The sequence below is a fragment of the Nonomuraea sp. LPB2021202275-12-8 genome, from assembly GCF_037044575.1.
Taxonomy (GTDB): Bacteria; Actinomycetota; Actinomycetes; order Streptosporangiales; family Streptosporangiaceae; genus Nonomuraea.
Genome location: NZ_JBAHWD010000026.1, coordinates 54,963 through 72,241, shown reverse-complemented (window position 1 = coordinate 72,241; position 17,279 = coordinate 54,963). Strand labels below are relative to the sequence as shown.

General features: G+C 71.3%; 14 protein-coding genes. 7 read left to right on the top strand and 7 right to left on the bottom strand.

Annotated elements, in window-relative coordinates; translation table 11 throughout:
• Nucleotides 1–78: 78 nt before the first annotated feature.
• The 4 genes from V5E28_RS34900 to V5E28_RS34885 form a co-directional block, all read right to left on the bottom strand.
• Nucleotides 79–2,313, bottom strand: a complete 2,235-nt coding sequence (locus tag V5E28_RS34900) for a hypothetical protein (RefSeq protein WP_336213404.1) — start codon at nucleotides 2,311–2,313, stop codon at nucleotides 79–81.
• Nucleotides 2,314–2,510: 197 nt separating this feature from the next.
• Entirely contained in the window at nucleotides 2,511–3,242 is a 732-nt protein-coding gene (locus tag V5E28_RS34895) for a maleate cis-trans isomerase family protein (RefSeq protein WP_336213402.1), read from the bottom strand.
• Nucleotides 3,239–3,430, bottom strand: a complete 192-nt coding sequence (locus V5E28_RS34890) for a hypothetical protein (RefSeq protein ID WP_336213401.1) — start codon at nucleotides 3,428–3,430, stop codon at nucleotides 3,239–3,241. The genes V5E28_RS34895 and V5E28_RS34890 overlap by 4 nt, the downstream gene beginning before the upstream one ends.
• 72 nt (nucleotides 3,431–3,502) lie before the next feature.
• Nucleotides 3,503–4,258, bottom strand: coding sequence for a hypothetical protein (locus V5E28_RS34885; RefSeq protein ID WP_336213399.1), 756 nt, complete (start codon nucleotides 4,256–4,258; stop codon nucleotides 3,503–3,505).
• 220 nt (nucleotides 4,259–4,478) lie between these two features.
• Between V5E28_RS34885 and V5E28_RS34880 the strand changes: the two genes are divergently transcribed.
• Together V5E28_RS34880 and V5E28_RS34875 are read left to right on the top strand one after the other, a co-directional pair.
• On the top strand, nucleotides 4,479–5,753 hold the full coding sequence (locus tag V5E28_RS34880; RefSeq protein WP_336213397.1) for a helix-turn-helix domain-containing protein: 1,275 nt from the start codon (nucleotides 4,479–4,481) through the stop codon (nucleotides 5,751–5,753).
• Nucleotides 5,754–5,900: 147 nt separating this feature from the next.
• Nucleotides 5,901–6,734: an SAM-dependent methyltransferase gene (locus tag V5E28_RS34875; RefSeq protein ID WP_336213396.1), complete on the top strand. Its 834-nt coding sequence runs from the start codon at nucleotides 5,901–5,903 to the stop codon at nucleotides 6,732–6,734.
• A 36-nt stretch (nucleotides 6,735–6,770) separates the two neighbouring features.
• Here V5E28_RS34875 and V5E28_RS34870 read toward each other — a convergent pair whose 3' ends face one another.
• The gene (locus V5E28_RS34870; protein ID WP_336213394.1) at nucleotides 6,771–7,589 is read right to left on the bottom strand and encodes a DUF4253 domain-containing protein; all 819 of its coding nucleotides are present in this window, start codon (nucleotides 7,587–7,589) and stop codon (nucleotides 6,771–6,773) included.
• Nucleotides 7,590–7,720: 131 nt separating this feature from the next.
• Here V5E28_RS34870 and V5E28_RS34865 point away from each other — a divergent pair, with 131 nt between their 5' ends.
• The 3 genes from V5E28_RS34865 to V5E28_RS34855 are packed head-to-tail and all read left to right on the top strand — an operon-like array spanning nucleotide 7,721 to nucleotide 10,432.
• On the top strand, nucleotides 7,721–9,241 hold the full coding sequence (locus V5E28_RS34865; protein WP_336213393.1) for a carboxylesterase/lipase family protein: 1,521 nt from the start codon (nucleotides 7,721–7,723) through the stop codon (nucleotides 9,239–9,241).
• Between the two features lie 10 nt (nucleotides 9,242–9,251).
• The gene (locus V5E28_RS34860) at nucleotides 9,252–9,857 is read left to right on the top strand and encodes a response regulator transcription factor (RefSeq protein WP_336213391.1); all 606 of its coding nucleotides are present in this window, start codon (nucleotides 9,252–9,254) and stop codon (nucleotides 9,855–9,857) included.
• A complete protein-coding gene (locus V5E28_RS34855) occupies nucleotides 9,854–10,432 on the top strand; it encodes an HAD family hydrolase (protein WP_336213389.1) in 579 nt (192 codons plus the stop codon). Before V5E28_RS34860 ends, V5E28_RS34855 begins: the two co-directional genes overlap by 4 nt.
• Here V5E28_RS34855 and V5E28_RS34850 read toward each other — a convergent pair whose 3' ends face one another.
• Nucleotides 10,433–11,077, bottom strand: a complete 645-nt coding sequence (locus V5E28_RS34850) for a TenA family protein (protein WP_336213387.1) — start codon at nucleotides 11,075–11,077, stop codon at nucleotides 10,433–10,435.
• A 96-nt stretch (nucleotides 11,078–11,173) separates the two neighbouring features.
• Nucleotides 11,174–12,304, bottom strand: a complete 1,131-nt coding sequence (locus tag V5E28_RS34845; protein ID WP_336213386.1) for a TIGR03118 family protein — start codon at nucleotides 12,302–12,304, stop codon at nucleotides 11,174–11,176.
• A gap of 110 nt (nucleotides 12,305–12,414) precedes the next feature.
• Here V5E28_RS34845 and ppgK point away from each other — a divergent pair, with 110 nt between their 5' ends.
• Nucleotides 12,415–13,134, top strand: a complete 720-nt coding sequence (gene ppgK / locus V5E28_RS34840) for a polyphosphate--glucose phosphotransferase (protein WP_336213384.1) — start codon at nucleotides 12,415–12,417, stop codon at nucleotides 13,132–13,134.
• A gap of 217 nt (nucleotides 13,135–13,351) precedes the next feature.
• Entirely contained in the window at nucleotides 13,352–17,224 is a 3,873-nt protein-coding gene (hrpA, locus tag V5E28_RS34835; RefSeq protein WP_336213382.1) for an ATP-dependent RNA helicase HrpA, read from the top strand.
• The last annotated feature ends 55 nt before the right edge of the window (nucleotides 17,225–17,279 follow it).

The following is a 17,279-nucleotide window of genomic DNA, read 5'->3' as shown; positions in this document are numbered from 1 at the left end:
CGGTGTCGCTGTGAAGGCCTTGGGCGCGGATCGCGTCCAAGGCCTTCTTGTGTGGCAGGTGTGCATCGTGCCTGGGTTTCATTCGCTCTTAGGGCAATTGCTCCAATAGCCGCCTCCGTTCGTGTCGGGGATGAAGGCGCCTCTGTTGCTGGTGACCGTCCAGGAGACGATCATCGTCAGGGTGCCGTCGCCGGCGGCGGTGCCTTCCGTGCTGCGGCCGTCGCCGGTCGCGGCGCCGGACCAGCCGATGGTGATGACGCCCGACTCGGTGACGGGCGGGCCCGAACAGCCCGGCCGCTCGGCGGGAGCCCGGACGGTGAACGAGTTCCCGGAGATCACGATGCCGTTCGTGCCGGCGAACGAGGTGACCTGGCAGACGCCGGTGCACGACAGCGTGAACGTCCCGGTGCGGCGGGTGCCGAGCTGCACCGACTCCGGTGACAGGCGGGCCACCGGCGCGGGCGGCGCGGGCAGCGTCTTCTTCACCTGCTCGGGAGTGGCGGTGGGGCTGGGCGGCGTACGGTCGCTCGCCTCAGCCGTGGGCACGGCCGCCTCGGCCGTGGGCACGGGCTCGGGGGCGGTGGGGGCCTGAGCCGTCGGGACGGGGGCCGGGGTGGCCGCCTCCGGGCTCCGGTCCTGGATGCCGGACCAGGCCAGGCCTCCGAACAGCATCACCAGACCGATGACCAGCGCGGCCCGGACGAGCCACTGCAAGGAGAACCGCGCCTCCGGGTCGTCCTCGTCGGGACGCTCCTCCCAGAACTCCTCCCACTGCTCGTCCGTCTCCTCCCGCACCGGCGAGGGCTCCCACTCATGCTGCTCTCGCACCCGCGCCCGCTCGGCGTTGAGCTCCGGCTCCCGTACCCTGACCCGCACTTCTTCCCGCACCGGACGCTCCCGCGGGATGTACGCACCCGCGAAGACGAGTTTGTCCCCTGGTTCGGCACTCCTGCGCGGGGCGCCGAGGGCAGGAGACCCGGCCTCGGCGGCGGGCGCCTGGAGAAGCCTCCGGCCGAGGTCGGAGGTCACCTGAGGCGAGTGGCTCCCGGGCGCCTGCCGGGTGGGCGTGGGCCTCTGGGACGGGATCTCCGGAAGGGTCCTGGCCGGGCCGGTGGCGACCAGCCGGTCGTGCCTCTGGTCCGGCACCGCCGGGCCGGCCGCGTGGCGCTCGCCCGCCTGGTGCGCGGCGTGCAGCAGGGCCGTGCCGGGCGCGGCGAGCGGATCCCTGCCGCGATGCGCCCGGCCGGCCGGATCCCGGTTCCGCTCCGCCCCCGGGGGGGCGTCATCCACCACACCGACGGCGCTGCCGTCGCGAGGCGTGTCGGAGGTCCGGCGATCGAGCGCCGCCCCCGGCAGCGCGTCACCGGCTCCTGGGGGAGTGCCGCCGGGGGCCGTTCCCGGGGCGCCGGTCGCCGTGCCCAGCAGGGTGTTGCCGTTCGCCGGGGCGGTGACGCTGGTGGAGGGTTCCTGGCCGGTGGCGGCCGCGCCCGCCACCGGCCAGGAGGGTTCCCTGGTCTCCGTCGTGGGGCCGGGGACCAGGGAGATCAGTGCTGGTGGGGGCTCCACCAGGCCGCGGGCCTGCGCTGGGAACCCGTCCGGCCGCCACGCCGCGTCGTCGTCGGGCAGGGGCCGGCCCCAGGCGGGCTGCTCGCGCAGCGTGCTGGGCATCGTGGCCAGCGGCAGGCGGCCGAGCAGCGTGCCGGCGCGCACCGTTCGCGGCGCCGACCGGCAGTCGGTGCAGGACAGGATGTGCCGGGCGATCCGGGTGCGGTTCCGCCTGCCCGGCGCTTTCGTCCAGTTCGTCACGCGGGTGGCCAGCCGCGGGCACCCCTCGCGGGTCCTGGCCGCGCGCACGGCGGCGAACCACTCCTCGAGCGTGTCGGCCGCCTCGGTGACGAGGGCCTCCACCTCGAACGCCTCCGCGTCGAAGATCATGGCGATCTCCGCGTGCGTCAGGCCATGCCGTACCGACAGATCGAGCAGCTCCCGGTGCGGCCCGTCGAGGGCCATCAGGCCCTCGGGCACCAGATCGGGCGCCGCGCCGGGCCGCGACCACGAGCCGGTGCTCGCCGGTCTGGTGGCCGCGATGGCGGCGCGGTGGGCGCGCGCCAGCGCGTAGAGCCAGGGCCGCATCAGCCGGGGCTCCGCCAGCCGGCCCGCGTGCGCGTGCGCCGACAGCAGCGCGCCGGCGACGGCCAGCTCGGCGTCGGAGCCGGCCAGGGCCGTGCGGCAGTAGTCGTAGAGGTGTTTCCCGTGCTCGTCGCAGAGCTCGCCGATGGCCTCGCGCGCCTGGTCCGACAGCGTCCGCCACATCTGATCGACAACTCCTCACGTCAGCGCGGCAACCGCGCCCGGCCTCGCCCTGGCCTGCTCTGAGGGTGCGGCCCGCTAGACGGGCTCCGCGGTGGTGGCGGTGGGCAGGAGCCGTCGGTGAGCAGGATGCTCCCTGGATCGGACGCGCATCACGACCCCCGTCTCGGGGCGCGGGCCGGGCGGCCGGTGCCGGCCGTTCACGAGGCGGCCCTGCCGTGTACGGGCAGGCGGTGCGGCGTCCGGTTCAGGGTGACCGGCTTGCCGGTCGCCCGCGACAGCGCCCACCACGCACTGCACAGGTTGGACGTCAGCAGGACCCGGTCGTTGCCGGCGCCGAGGGTGCCCAACGCGGGGAGCGTGGCCATGCCGCTGCCGGTGAACAGCAGCACCGCGTCCGACGGCAGGTCCGCCTGCTTGACCTGGTCCACCAGCTCCGTGGGGGTCACCGCGTACGGCGCGTAGCCGCCCTGTGCCCGCACCGGCAGCACGCCCGCGATCCGCAGCCCCGCCGCCTTCCAGAACCGCTCCGCCAGCTCGGTGAGCCACGGCTGGTACGGTGAGATCAGGTGGATCTCCTCCAGCCCGAGATGCTCGATCGCCTCCAGCACGGCCACCGTCGCCGAGGCGAACGGCACCCCGCACTCCTGCGTCAGCCGCAGGCAGCCGTCGCGGTCCTCGTCCGGGTCGAGCAGGTAGCGGGGGCTGTCGCAGGCCATGACCAGCGCGTCGAGCGGCAGGTCACCGAAGGAGCAGGCCATGGCGGGCAGCGCCTCGTTGTAGCTCTCCAGCCGCTCGGCCAGCGCCAGGCCGGGCCGTACGGGGAAGCGGCTCGCGTGCATGTCGGCGCGGGAACCGAGCAGACGGGTCAGCTCGGGCTCCGCCGAGGGGTTGCCCGGCGGCACCATCACCCCCACTCTGCCCCGGCTCATCCCGGCCTCCCGGGTGACCGGGCGTACAGCTCGTCGGACGCCTGCCGCAGCCGGTGGGCCGCCGGTGCGGGACCGCCCGCCGCCGTCTGCTCGCGCTCGGCCGCCCGGCCGGGTCCGGCCGGGCGGGTTCCGCGCACCGGGACCTCGTGAGGCTGCCGGTGCGGGCCGCGGACCTCGTCGGTGAGCATGATCACTCCTGTCAGTGCCGGTTCGCCGTGCGGGCCGGACCGGTGGGGTGGCCGGGAGGGAGCGGGCGGTCGTCACGCCGACGCGGCGTAGCTGTCCGCGGGGATGACGGGTAGGGGTTCCAGGGGCAGGTCCATGGGGCGGTTGGGGACGCTGGCCGCGACCATCCGCTCCGACAGGCCCGTGGTCAGCCGGGCGAAGTAGATCTTCGGTGGCACCCTGCCTCCGGCGACCGTGGTGGCGACGCGGCCCGCCAGCGACAGGTGCTCGCCGCAGCGGCGCCGCACCGTGGCCTCCAGGCCGGCGACCTGCGCCAGCCTGAGCCGCAGCGGTTCCAGGGTGGCGATGCGCTGCAGGCCGTCGAGGTCCGCCAGCCGGCCGGGCCAGCGCAGCTCCTCGCGGATGCGGGCTTCCACCTCGGGGACGATCCGCGCGGCCGGCAGCCCTTCCTGGCGCAGCCGGGTGGCGATGGTGACCGCCGTGAAGGACGTCAGGTCGAAGTCGGCCAGCCGCCCGGCCAGGGCGGCGTGCAGCACGACGACGCGGTGCGTCAGGCAGTCGGCGCTCCAGCCGAGCACGAGCAGGCGGTCGGTGCCCGTCTCGGTGTGCCAGCCGACGAGCCTGAGCTCGTGCGCCATGCGGTGGTACAGGCTCCACCTGTCCCCGTCACCGTCGATCCAGATCTGGACGCCGCCCAGCGGCAGATCCGTGACGTGAACCGGCGTCCCGTCGGGCGCGGCCCGGGCGCAGATGCGCTCGACCACCCGCTCGTGCACCGGTGAAGCCGTATTTCTGGTGAACCAGGGACTGACCTGGTGATCAACGGTCACGTCTGGCCACCTCCCTGCCGGAGTCCCGAAGAGGGTCCGGCTGTCAGGTAACAGTTTCCACGTGTCGTACGATACTGGCCAAACGCGGGATGTGGTGTCAACTCTCAGTTTTCGGATAGCGTGAGGCTTCAGGTACGGCAAGAGTGACCTCTGCGGGCAGCCGACGGCGCGCCTTACCAGGTCTACGCTGAAGAGCGTTCATGGGTAGCAGGAGGTACGCGTGGCGAAGTTCGCCGAGCGGCTCGATCTCGCGCTGAACAAGCGAGGGTTCACAGGCGCTCAAGTCGCCGCCGCGCTCACCGAGGCCGGCATCCCCATCACCCGCGCGTACGTCAGCCAGCTGCGCACCGGCAAGCAGACCAACCCGACGCTCCAGGTGCTCAGGGCGCTGGCCGCCTGCCTTCAGGTGAGTGTGGGCTGGCTGGTCGGTGAGGATTATGTGGAGTCCGGCACGGTCGACGACCTCCAGCTCCGCGCGGCCGGCATCGGGCTGTCCGCTTCCGGGCTCTCCGAGAGCTCGCTGACGGTGCTGCGCGAGGTGATCGAGCTCGCGCGCAAGGCCGAGGGCCTGCCCGAGCACCCCGAGCCCGCGATGGAGATCCCGGACGCGGCCGCGCCGCTCGAGGAGGCGATGCGCCAGGCGCTCGGCGAGCGGCTGCACTCCCTGCGCTCGGCCGCGCAGCTTTCACCGGAGAAGGTGGAGGCCGCGCTCGGCAAGGGCTCGGTGGCGGTCGAGGCGATCGAGCAGGGCAGGCTCGCCCCCGCCCCCGCCACGGTAGAGCGCCTGCTCACCCTCTACGGCGTCACCGCGATGCCCGCCCGCGAGTACGTGCTGTCGCTGGCCCGCGGCGAACGCGAGCTGGAATGGTACGACGCGAGCTCGGTCCCCGTGTGGCTGGCCACGACGTGCGCCATCGACCGCCGGGCCTCGGTCATCCGCACCTACCACACCCACTTCGTCCCGCCGCTGCTGCAGACCGAGGCGTACGCCCTGGCGGCGATCGCGGCGATGGACATGGGGTCCTTCCGGCACACCACGGCCGACGGCGCGGTGGACATCCTGGTGGCCCGCCAGCGGCTGATCGCGAGCCAGGGCGGCCCGGTCGTGTGGGCGGTCATGGACGAGGGCGTCCTGCTCCGCTCGATCGCCACCCCCCAGGTGCTGCTCGACCAGCTCGACATGCTGATCGACTACGCCAAGCGGCCGAACATCTCGCTGCACATCGTGCCCATGGACGATCCGGCGTACGTGCCCCGCACCGGGCCGTTCACCCTGTGGCGCTTCCCCGAGGCGTTCGAGCCCGACATCGCCTGCTCGCACGCCCTCGAAGCGGACGAGCTGATCACCGACGCGGTCATCGTGGAGGCCTACCACCAGGCTTTCGCCAAGCTGTCGGTGACCACGACCACCCGCGACGAGACCCTTGACCTGCTCTACTCCCACCGCGAGCGGCTCTCGCGCAGGCCGGCGAATGAGATCATTCGCGGGCACTAATGTCGGAAAGTCATATTTCCCCAAATCCCTTCGGCATATGTAGTTGAATATAGGGATTTATGGATCATTATTGACTTTGGTCGTCCGAGTGGGGTCAGAGACCGGAACTTTCCCGTGAAAGTGGCGAGGGGAAAGGGGCGAGACTCAATGCGTCAACGTGCCATCCGTAATCTGGCCAATCTCGACACGGCACATGCGAGGGTGACGCGAATACTCGACGCCGCCACCGGAGGCAAGAACAATTTCCGCGCCGACAGGGACGCTGTGCACCGCTACGACGTGTCCGCCGCCGTCACCACCGCCGCCGCGCGGGCCGTCCAGGGCTACCTGTCGCGGGCCGTACGGCATCTGGCCCTGGAGGGCGTCGACCAGTTCCTCATCGTGGGCAGTGGGGTGCCGACCGGCCTGCCGCCAGGGGGCCAGTTGCACGACATCGCCCGCGAGCGGCCCAGCGAGTCCTGCGCGCGGGTCGTCTACATCGAGAGCGATCCGATGGTGCTGGCCAACGCGCAGGCCACCATCGAGCCCATCACCGACCTGGTGCGCGTGGTCGAGGGGGACGTGCGGGAGTTCGACGAGATTCTCGAGGACCGCATCGTGCGGACGTTCGTGGACTGGAGCAGGCCGATGGCGTGGGTGCTGGTCTCCACCCACAGCCTCGGCGACGACGAGCAGGCCCGGCACGTCATCAAGCGCCTGCGCCAGAGTGTTCCCGCCGGGAGCTACCTGGCCATCCTGCAGACCACGTTCGACGGCATCCCGTCCGAGCTGCTGCCCGCGATCAACGACCTGCTGGCCATGACGCTGCCCGGGCACGCGGTGCGCGCCCGCGCGGAGGTGGAGGCCCTGCTCGACGGCCTGGAGCTGCTGGAGCCCGGACTGGTGTGGGTCCCGGAGTGGCGGCCCGACGCTCCCGGCGGCGAATGCGCCGATCAGCCCGGCGCCTCGGGCAACTACGCGGCGGTGGCCCGCCTGCCCTGAGCCGCCCACCTCGCGAAGGCGGGAGGTGGAGCGGCGTCAGTCCCACCAGAAGGACCAGGCGTGCGCGCCGAGGATCTGCTCGGCGTAACCCTCCAGGTCGCCCGGCCCCTGCACCACGTTGTCGGGACAGAACGTCCAGTGCTCGGCCGCGACATGCAGCGCGTGCTCCGGCTCGACGGGCGGGGCCGCCACACTCAGCTCCAGGGTGTTGAAGCCGACGCCCACCACCCGCACCCCGAACCGGTCCTCCCAGCTGCGCACCACGGCCGCCAGCGGCACCATCCACTCGTTGTGGTGCAGCGCCCCCTGCCAGCCCATCACGGCCAGCGCGTCGGCGCTCCTGGGGGCGGCGACCAGCCCGAGCGGCATCCCCCGGGCCGCGAGCTCGCCGGCGTACCAGTCGGCGACGGCGTCCGGATCCGCCACCGGCACGCCGGCCGGCGCGAGCCCCGGGCAGAGCGCGCCGAAGGGGTCCAGCTCGTCCAGCGCCTCCTGCGGCATCTGCGACACCCACTCCTGCCACACCTCGGTCATGAACCCCTCGGCGGTGAAGTGGTCGATCAGCAGCGGCTCGTCGGGCACCACCTGCCCCACCGACCACGGCTGGGCCGACTCGTCCAGCAGGACCGGCCAGAGCCCGCTGTGGCGATGCTCGGCACGGAAGCGCCGCCAGTCGTCGACGCTCACGGGCTCGTCGCTCATCCAGAACGCCGGCCGCGGTGGCTGGTCGTGCCCCGTATAGCCGGGATCGGGCCAGACCACCTCGCCCTCGGGCACGCCGACCGACAGGGACCGCCCCTTGCCGCCGTCGGCGAACAGCTGGCACAGCTCGCGCGGCAGCTGGTGATCGTTCATGCCCTACCGTTCCGATACCGAATCCTGTCTCGGAGATGGTAATGCCGCCACTGGCTTCAGGACTTTTGTCCTGGGCGATCCCGGACACATGAACCTTCCGGTCCCCTGTGGGCATCGGGGACGGTTGACGTATGAGAACACTCCTGGCGATGGCCGTACTGCTCACAGCGTGCTCCACCACCGGCGCCGCGACGGCCCCGCGGCCCGATCCCGCGGTCGTCAAGACGGACACCGGGGCGGTGCGTGGCACCATCAGCGGCGAGCACCGCCTGTTCCAGGGCATCCGCTACGCCACCGCGGAGCGCTGGGCCGCGCCCAGGCCCGCGCCGGCCTGGCGGGGCGTCAAGGACGCCACCAAACCGGGCGGCATGTGCCCGCAGGTCGGGTCCGCCTATGCCCCCATCAGCAGTGACACCGAGGACTGCCTGTTCCTGAACGTGACCACGCCGGCGAAGGCCGGAACCGGGCGGCCGGTGATGGTGTGGCTGCACGGCGACGGCGCGCTGGGCGCCGGGCACTTCTCCGACGCGCGCAAGCTCGCCGAACGCGGCGTGGTGGTCGTCACGATCAACTACCGGCTCGGCGTCTTCAGCGGCTTCGGCCATCCGGGGTTGCGCGACTCCGGCACCTACGGGCTGCAGGACCAGATGGAGGCGCTGCGCTGGGTGCGGCGCAACGCGGCGGCCTTCGGCGGAAACGCGGGCAACGTGACGGTCTTCGGCGTCTCCTACGGCGCGCTGGCGATCGGCGGCCTGCTCACCGCGCCGGCCGCGAAGGGGCTGTTCGACCGGGCGATCATGCAGAGCGGCGAGACCATGATGGACATGCCCGCCGGCAGCATGGTGCCGGGCCTGCCCGCCTACCCGTCGTTCGCGTGGCGGCCGGAGGCGGAGGTGATCGCCATGGGTGAGCACTTCGCCGAGCAGCTGGGCTGCCCGGACCTCGAGTGCCTGCGCCGGTTGCCGGTGAAGAAGATCCTCGAAGTGCCGCAGATCATGAACGCCTTCCAGGTCTACGCCTACGGCAACGGCGTGCTGCCGGACTCGCCCGCCACGGCCATCCGTGAGGGGCGGTTCCACCGGGTCCCGGTGCTGGCGGGGGCGACCAGGGACGAGCAGAGCCTGTTCGTCGCGATGAACTACGACATGCAGGGCAAGACCCCGGACTACCCCAAGCTGGTACGGGAAGCATTCGGCGCGAAAGCACCCCAGATTCTCCGGAAATATCCGGTAAGTCGGTATAAGTCGCCAAGTATGGCGTGGTCTGCCGTACTGACCGATCGGATGTGGGCCCGCGCCACCCACGAGCAGAACACGCTGCTGGCCGAGCACGTCCCCGTGTACGGCTACGAGTTCGCCGACCGGAAGGCGCCGATGTTCCTGCCGCTGGAGACCGACTTCGCGTGGGGCGCCTACCACGCCGCCGATCTGGCGTACGTCTTCGAGGAGAAGGAGGTCTCCCTGTCGGCGGCACAGCGGAAGCTGTCCGGCCAGATGATCGACTACTGGACGAACTTCGCCCGCAGCGGCGACCCGAACGGGCGCGGCCTGCCGGCCTGGCCGCAGGTCTCCTCCGGCACCCTGGCTCTGGAGCCCGGTGCCGTGCGGACCATCGACTACGCTGCCAGGCACCGGCTCGGGTTCTGGAAGTGACGGAGACGCCGTGATCAGGGTCATGATCGCCGAGGACCAGGGCATGATGCGCGACGCCCTGGCCCTCCTCCTCGCGCTGGAGGACGACCTGGAGATCGTCGCCCAGGTGCCCTCCGGCGACCAGATCATGGCCGCCGCGACCGCCCACCGTCCCGACGTGGCGCTGCTCGACATCGAGCTGCCCGGCCGCACCGGTCTCGACGTGCTGCCCGAGCTGCGCGAGGCGCTGCCGGGATGCGCGGTGCTGATCCTGACCACGTTCGCCAGGCCCGGCTACCTGCGCCGGGCCATGGAGGCCGGGGCCGCCGGGTTCCTGGTCAAGGACGGGCCGGTGGAGGAGCTGGCGGCGGCCGTGCGAAGGGCCGTCGCCGGAGAGCGGATCATCGACCCGGCGCTGGCCGCCGCCGCGCTGCACGCGGGGCCGAGCCCGCTGACCGACCGCGAGCGCGACGTGCTGGCCGCCGCGCTCGACGGCGCCACGATCGCCGACGTGGCCGGCCGGCTGCACCTGTCGGAGAGCACCGTGCGCAACCACCTGTCGTCGGCCATCGGCAAGACCCACACCCGCAACCGGATCGAGGCCGCACAGCTGGCCCGGCACAATGGTTGGCTGTGACCCCCTTCGACGCGATCCTTTGCGACCTCGACGGCGTGCTGCGCCACTTCGACCACACGCTCCAGGCCGACATCGAGGCCCGCTACGGCCTTCCCCTCAGGCAGATCGCCTTCGACCCCGCCCTGATCCTGCCCGCCACCCTCGGCCACATCACCGAGACGCAGTGGGTGGAGTCGATCGTGGCGGCCCTGGGCGGCGACGAGCGGGCCGGGGCCGCGGCCGCGGAGTTCGCCGCGGTGCCCTTCCGGGTGGACGAGGAGGTCAGGGACCTGCTGGCCAAGGCGCAGGAGCGGATGCCGCTGGTGCTGGTCACCAACGCCATGGACACCCTCGAAGGGCACCTCGACCAGCTCGGGCTCACCTACTTCGCCGACGCCGTGGTCAGCAGCGCCCGGGTGGGCGTGGCCAAGCCCGACAGGCGGATCTACGAGATCGCCGCCGAGCTGGCCGGTGCCGCTCCCGAGCGCTGCCTGTTCGTCGACGACCGTCTGGAGAACGTCACGGCCGCCAGAGAACTCGGCATGACCGGCGTGCACTACCGAGGCGTCGAGGACCTGGCGGCGGCGCTCGGTTAGCTAGCCGAGCGCCATGTCGAAGAAGCGCCGCTCCAGCTCCACGGCCTGGCCGAACGTCTCCAGCACCCGCCGCCTGCCCTCGCCGTCCAGCGCCGCGCCCAGCCGGTCCAGCTCGCCTCTCAGGAAGCCGACCCAGGCGCGGAACTCCGGGCCCTCGTGCAGCTCGATCCACTCCCGGTGCACGAAACGCTCCGGCAGCGGCTCGGCGGCCCTGGACGCCCAGCCCAGATAGGTCCACTCGGCCACGCACAGCACGGCGACGATCAGCGGGTAGTCCTGGGAGACGCGCGCCTGGTCCATGAGCTGCCTGAACGACGCCGTCACCGGCTCGAGCGGCGCGTCCGTCCTCCCGCCGAGCGCCTCCAGCGCCCGGTGGAAGTACGTCTTCTCCTCGGTGGTCGCGACCTGCCCGAGGAAGCGGCCGTACGGGACCCGCGCCTCGAAGCTGTCGGCGCTCGCCACGGCCGCCCCGAGCAGGGCGGTGAAGGAGTCGACGAACTGGAAGTCCTGCTCCAGATAGCGCCGCATGTCGTCGTCGGCGGCCTCGCCCGTGGTGATCGCCGTGGCGAACGGGTGCGTCACCACCGCGGTCCACCCGGGCTCACACTGCTCTCGCAGCCAATCGCTGAATCTCTGCTCGCTCACGATGCCCGACTGTAGGGCCCTCGGCCCCCGCTGCGGGGCCCGGCCCTGCTCCCGGCACGGCTCGCGCCGGCCGTGCCGGAAACGTCAGGCCCTGCCTCAGTAACCGCCGTACGGCGACTGGCTGGACTTGGTGGGCTTGCTGCTGGGCTTGCCGGAGTGGGTGGGCGAGTGGGTCGACGGCGTCGACGAGCCCTTCGAGCCCGCGGGCCGGATCACGCCCAGCATTCCGTGCGTGCCGCCCTCAAGGCCGGCGGAGAACCACAGGGAGTTCTCGCCGCCGTTCTCGGCGGTGCCCGGCTCCAGGTCCCACAGCCCGCCCAGCGCGATCGGGCGTCCGTTCGCGGCGGTCAGCGCGCCGAGGTGACGGTTGTTGCGGTAGGCGTGGATGGTGCCGTCGCCGAAGTTGCCGACCAGCAGCGCGCCCGCGTACTGGCCGAGGCCGCGCGGAGCCTTGACGATCGCCCACGGAGCGTTGAGCCCGACGCGGGAGATGCGGCCGGTCAGGCGGCCCTCCAGGTTGAAGCGGCTGACGAAGCCCTTGCCGGCGCCCGCCACGGACTTGCCGGTCTGGGCGTCACGCAGGGCGTAGGCGACGTAGACGCTGCCGTTCAGCACCTCCACGTTGAACGGCGAGTAGGTGTTAGGAACGGCCCGGTCCCTGAAGGCCCAGCGCGACAGCCGTACCCGCCTGAAGTCCTCGTCGAAAGCGTGGACGCGGCGGCCGGCGAAGTCGGCGGCGAGCAGGAAGGCGCCGTCGTCGGTCTCGGCGAGCGCCAGGCCCTTGTAGTCGGCGCCGCGGGTGAACGCGCCGATGATCGCGTTCTTCGGGTCCACCTCGGCGTTCCAGCCGGTGATCGCGCCGCTCGGGCTGGCGAACAGGAACGTGGCGGGCTTGCCCTTGACCGTGAAGCCGTCGCCGGAGTTGAACACCTGGCCGGTGGGGGCGCCGCCGGGGATCCAGACCTCCGTCTGCTGCTTCTTGCCTTCGCCCGAGTAGACCGTGGCGCTGCCCGTGCCCGCGTTGGAGACCCAGAGGGTCTTGCCCATGGCCAGCCCCCAGGGGTTGACCAGTTTCGGATCGGTGGCCGCTGCCTTTCCGCTGACGTCCGACACGAGGTTGACGACGTCGAACCGGGTCCTGGTGTTGGTGGTGGCCTGTGCGGGGGCAGTGAGAGGGGCTCCCATGACGACCGCGACAGCGCAGAGTGTGATGATGCGTAACCGCATCCGTGCCTCCTTGTTAGCGCTTGTGACGCGAGATACGCGAGAGCCGTGACGCCGGTTCAGTAAGGTCCGGAAAACGCGTTTCTTTGTCGCAGGCGGGGGAGTGGGAAAACATGGAAGTTCTGGGCATCGACATCGGCGGATCCGGGATCAAGGGCGCTCCGGTGAATGTCAAGACCGGTGAGTTCACGCAGGACCGGCTGCGCATCGTCACGCCGCAACCGGCCAAGCCCGACCCGGTGGCCGAGGTGGTGGCGCAGATCGTCGAGCACTTCGCCTGGAAGGGGCCCGTCGGGGTCACCTTCCCCGGCGTCGTGGTGGGCGGCGTGGTGCGGACCGCCGTCAACCTGCACGACTCCTGGGAGGGCGTCGATGCCGCCAAGCTGTTCGGCGGCGCCACCGTGCTCAACGACGCCGACGCCGCCGGCACGGCGGAGATGACCTTCGGCAAGGGGCGGGGCGAGCGCGGGACCGTGCTCATGCTGACGTTCGGCACCGGGATCGGCAGCGCGCTGTTCGTCGACGGCACCCTGGTGCCCAACACCGAGCTGGGGCACCTGCAACTGCACGGCAAGGACGCCGAGCACCGCGCCTCCGACCGGGCCCGCGAGGAGCACGAGCTGAGCTGGGAGAAGTGGGCCGAGCGGGTGGAGGAGTACCTCAAGCACGTCGAGATGCTCTTCTCGCCGTCACTGATCATCATCGGCGGCGGGGTGAGCAAGAAGGCCGACAAGTTCCTGCCGCACGTCCACCTGGAGACCCCGGTCATCCCGGCCGGGCTGGAGAACCAGGCGGGCATCGTCGGCGCCGCCCAGGCGGCCGCCCAAACGTGATCAAAAATGCGCTGGATCGGACGCAACCCGGAGACGCCGTGAGGAGTCTCATTAGGTGACCGTGGCCGCCCACGACGCAACTCTGGGGAGAGTGGGCCCGTCGTGAGCGGCCACGGTCATCCGTCGCGTGGGATATTGGGATGCGCGAGGCCGGAGGCGTCGGGCACGATGGATCGTTGGTTCCCGGCACGCGGGACTGAAATATCCTGAAAGCAGTATGGGAACTCCTGCGTTGTCCTCTCCACTCTCCGACCTCCAAGCCCGCCTGCCCGACCTGATGCCGCGCGACGAGCGCCGGCTGCGGCGCAGGCTCGACGGCGTGCGCCGGGTGCGCTCGCGCGAGGCGCGCGAGAAGATCACCGCGGAGATCCTCGCCGACGTGGAGCGTGCCGAGCGGCGGCTGGCCCGCCGCCGCGAAGCCATGCCCGCGGTGACCTATCCGGAGAACCTGCCCGTCTCCCAGCGCCGGGACGACATCCTGGAGGCGATCCGCGACAACCAGGTCGTGATCATCGCCGGTGAGACCGGGTCCGGCAAGACCACCCAGATCCCCAAGATCTGCCTGGAGCTCGGCCGAGGCGTCCGGGGCCTGATCGGCCACACCCAGCCCCGCCGCATCGCCGCCCGCACCGTCGCCGAGCGCATCGCCGAGGAGCTCGGCACCGAGCTCGGCCACGCCGTCGGCTACAAGGTGCGCTTCAACGACCAGGCGAGCGACCGCACCCTGGTCAAGCTGATGACCGACGGCATCCTGCTGGCCGAGCTGCAGAACGACCGGATGCTGGAGCAGTACGACACGCTGATCATCGACGAGGCGCACGAGCGCAGCCTCAACATCGACTTCATCCTCGGCTATCTCAAGCAGCTCCTGCCCAAGCGCCCCGACCTCAAGGTCGTCATCACCAGCGCCACCATCGACCCGGAGCGGTTCTCCCGCCACTTCGACGACGCCCCGATCATCGAGGTCTCCGGCCGCACCTACCCCGTCGAGGTCCGCTACCGGCCGCTCGACGACGAGGACGACCAGACCCAGGGCATCATCGACGCCTGCCGCGAGCTCATCAGCGAGGGTCCCGGCGACATCCTGGTCTTCCTCAGCGGCGAGCGGGAGATCCGCGACGCCGCCGACGCGCTGGCCAAGGCCGAGTTCCGCAACACCGAGATCCTCCCGCTGTACGCCCGGCTGAGCGCCGCCGAGCAGCACCGCGTCTTCCAGCGCCACACCGGCCGCCGCGTCGTGCTGGCCACCAACGTGGCCGAGACGTCGCTGACCGTCCCCGGCATCAAGTACGTCGTCGACCCCGGCTACGCCCGCATCTCCCGCTACAGCCACCGCACCAAGGTGCAGCGCCTGCCCATCGAGGCCGTCTCCCAGGCCAGCGCCAACCAGCGCAAGGGCCGTTCGGGCCGCACCTCCGACGGCATCTGCGTCCGCCTGTACGAGGAGGAGGACTTCCTCGCCAGGCCCGAGTTCACCGACCCGGAGATCCTGCGCACCAACCTGGCCTCGGTCATCCTGCAGATGACCTCGATCGGGCTGGGCGACATCGAGGCGTTCCCGTTCGTCGAGCCGCCGGACCGCCGCCAGGTGAAGGACGGCGTGAACCTGCTGCACGAGCTGGGTGCCTTCGACGCCCAGGGCGCGCTCACCCCCACCGGCCGCAAGCTGGCCAACCTGCCGGTCGACCCGCGCCTGGGCCGGATGGTGCTGGAGGCGGAGAAGAACGGCTGCCTGCGCGAGGTCATGGTGATCGCCTCCGCGCTGTCCATCCAGGACCCGCGCGAGCGCCCCTCGGACAAGCAGCAGCAGGCCGACGAGAAGCACCGCCGCTTCGCCGACCCCGAGTCCGACTTCCTGTCGTACGTCAACCTGTGGAACTACCTGCGCGACAAGCAGCAGGAGCTGTCCTCCAGCGCGTTCCGCCGCCTGTGCAGGGCCGAGTTCCTCAACTACCTGCGGGTGCGCGAGTGGCAGGACATCTACAGCCAGCTGCGCCAGGCGCTCGGCGCCCACCCGGGCAGCCAGACGGCCGACCCCCAGCAGGTGCACGTGTCGCTGCTGGTCGGGCTGCTGTCGCACATCGGCGTCAAGGACGTCGTGGACAAGCAGCGCCCGTCCGACGGCCGCCGGCCGATCCAGGAGTACATCGGCGCCCGCAACGCCCGCTTCGCCATCTTCCCCGGCTCGGCGCTGGCCAGGAAGCAGCCGCAGTGGGTGATGTCGGCCGAGCTGGTGGAGACCTCGCGGCTGTGGGCGCGGGTCAACGCCAAGATCGAGCCCGACTGGGTGGAGCCGCTCGCCCAGCACCTCATCAAGCGCTCCTACTCCGAGCCGCACTGGGAGAAGAACCAGGGCGCGGTGATCGCACTGGAGAAGGTCACGCTGTACGGCGTGCCGCTCGTGGTCGGGCGCAAGGTCAACTACGGTCGGATCGATCCGGACCTGTCGCGCGAGCTGTTCATCAGGCACGCCCTGGTCGAGGGCGACTGGGACAGCCACCACACCTTCCTGCGCGCCAACCGCAAGCTGCTCGAAGAGGTCGAGGAGCTGGAGAACCGGGCCCGCCGCCGCGACATCATGGTCGACGACGAGGCGTTGTTCGACTTCTACGACCAGCGCGTACCCGCCGACGTGGTGTCGGCCCGCCACTTCGACTCATGGTGGAAGAAGGCCCGGGCCGAGCAGCCCGAGCTGCTCACGTACTCGCCCGAGATGCTGGTCAACGAGGGCGCGGACGTCAGCGTCCGCGACTACCCCGACACCTGGCGGCAGCTCGGCCAGCGGATGAAGCTGACCTACCAGTTCGAGCCGGGCGCCGACGCCGACGGCGTGACCGTGCACGTGCCGCTGCAGGTGCTCAACCAGGTCAACGCCGACGGCTTCGACTGGCAGATCCCCGGCCTGCGCGAGGAGCTCATCACCGCCCTCATCAGGTCGTTGCCCAAGCACCTGCGGCGCAACTTCGTCCCCGCCCCCAACTACGCCAAGCAGGTGCTCTCCGCGGTCAGGCAGGGCGCCGAGCCGCTGCTGGAGGCCGTCGAGCGGGAGCTGCTGCGGCTGACCGGGGTGCGCGTGCCGCATGACGCCTGGCAGCTCGACCAGGTGCCCGACCACCTGCGGATCACCTACCGGGTGATCGACGAGCGCAAGCGCACCATCGCCGAGGACAAGGACCTCGACGCGCTCAAGCGGCGCCTCGCCCCCCGCCTGCGCAAGACCCTCTCTGCGGCGGCCGACGACCTGGAGCGGACTGGGCTGCACACGTGGAGCTTCGGCACCCTGCCCAAGGTGTTCGAGCAGGGCCGGATGAAGGGCTACCCGGCGCTCGTGGACGCCGGTGACTCGGTCTCCATCAAGATCTACGAGACGGAGGCGGAGCAGCGCCGCTCCCACTGGCCCGGCACCCGGCGCCTGCTCCTGCTCAACGTCACCAACCCGGCCAGGTCCCTCCTGGCGGGCCTGTCCAACCAGGCCAAGCTGGCCCTGTCGCGCAGCCCGCACGGCGGCGCGGTCGCGCTCTTCGACGACGTGGTCAACGCGGCCGTCGACAAGCTCATGCGCGACGTCGGCGGCGCCGCCTGGGACCCGGTCGGCTTCGACCGCCTCTACCAGCACGTGCGCGCCCACCTGCACGAGACGTCGGCCGAGGTGCTGGCCAGGGTGGAGCAGATCCTCAGCGTCTGGCACGCGGTCGGCGCCCGCCTCGACGGCCTGCGCGCCTCCGCCTCCACCGACGACGTACGGGACCAGCTCGGCAAGCTCGTCTACCCGGGCTTCGTCACCGCCGCCGGCCACGGCCGCCTGTCCGACATCCTGCGCTACATCAGGGCCGTCGAACGCCGCCTCACCAAGCTGCCGGAGGAGCCCTGGCGCGACGAGGAGTGGATGGCGCGGGTGCACAAGGTCGAGGACGACTATCAGGACCTGCTGGACAGGCTGCCTCCGGCCCGGCGCTCGGACCCGGACGTGCGGGACATCCGCTGGATGATCGAGGAGCTGAGGGTCAGCTTCTTCGCCCAGACCCTGGGCACGCCGACCCCCGTGTCGGAGAAGCGCATCGGCAAGGCGATGGAACGCCTCATGCCTTGAGGATCGAGGTGTCGAGCTCGACGCCGACGGGATGCGGCAGTCGGATCGGAGCGCC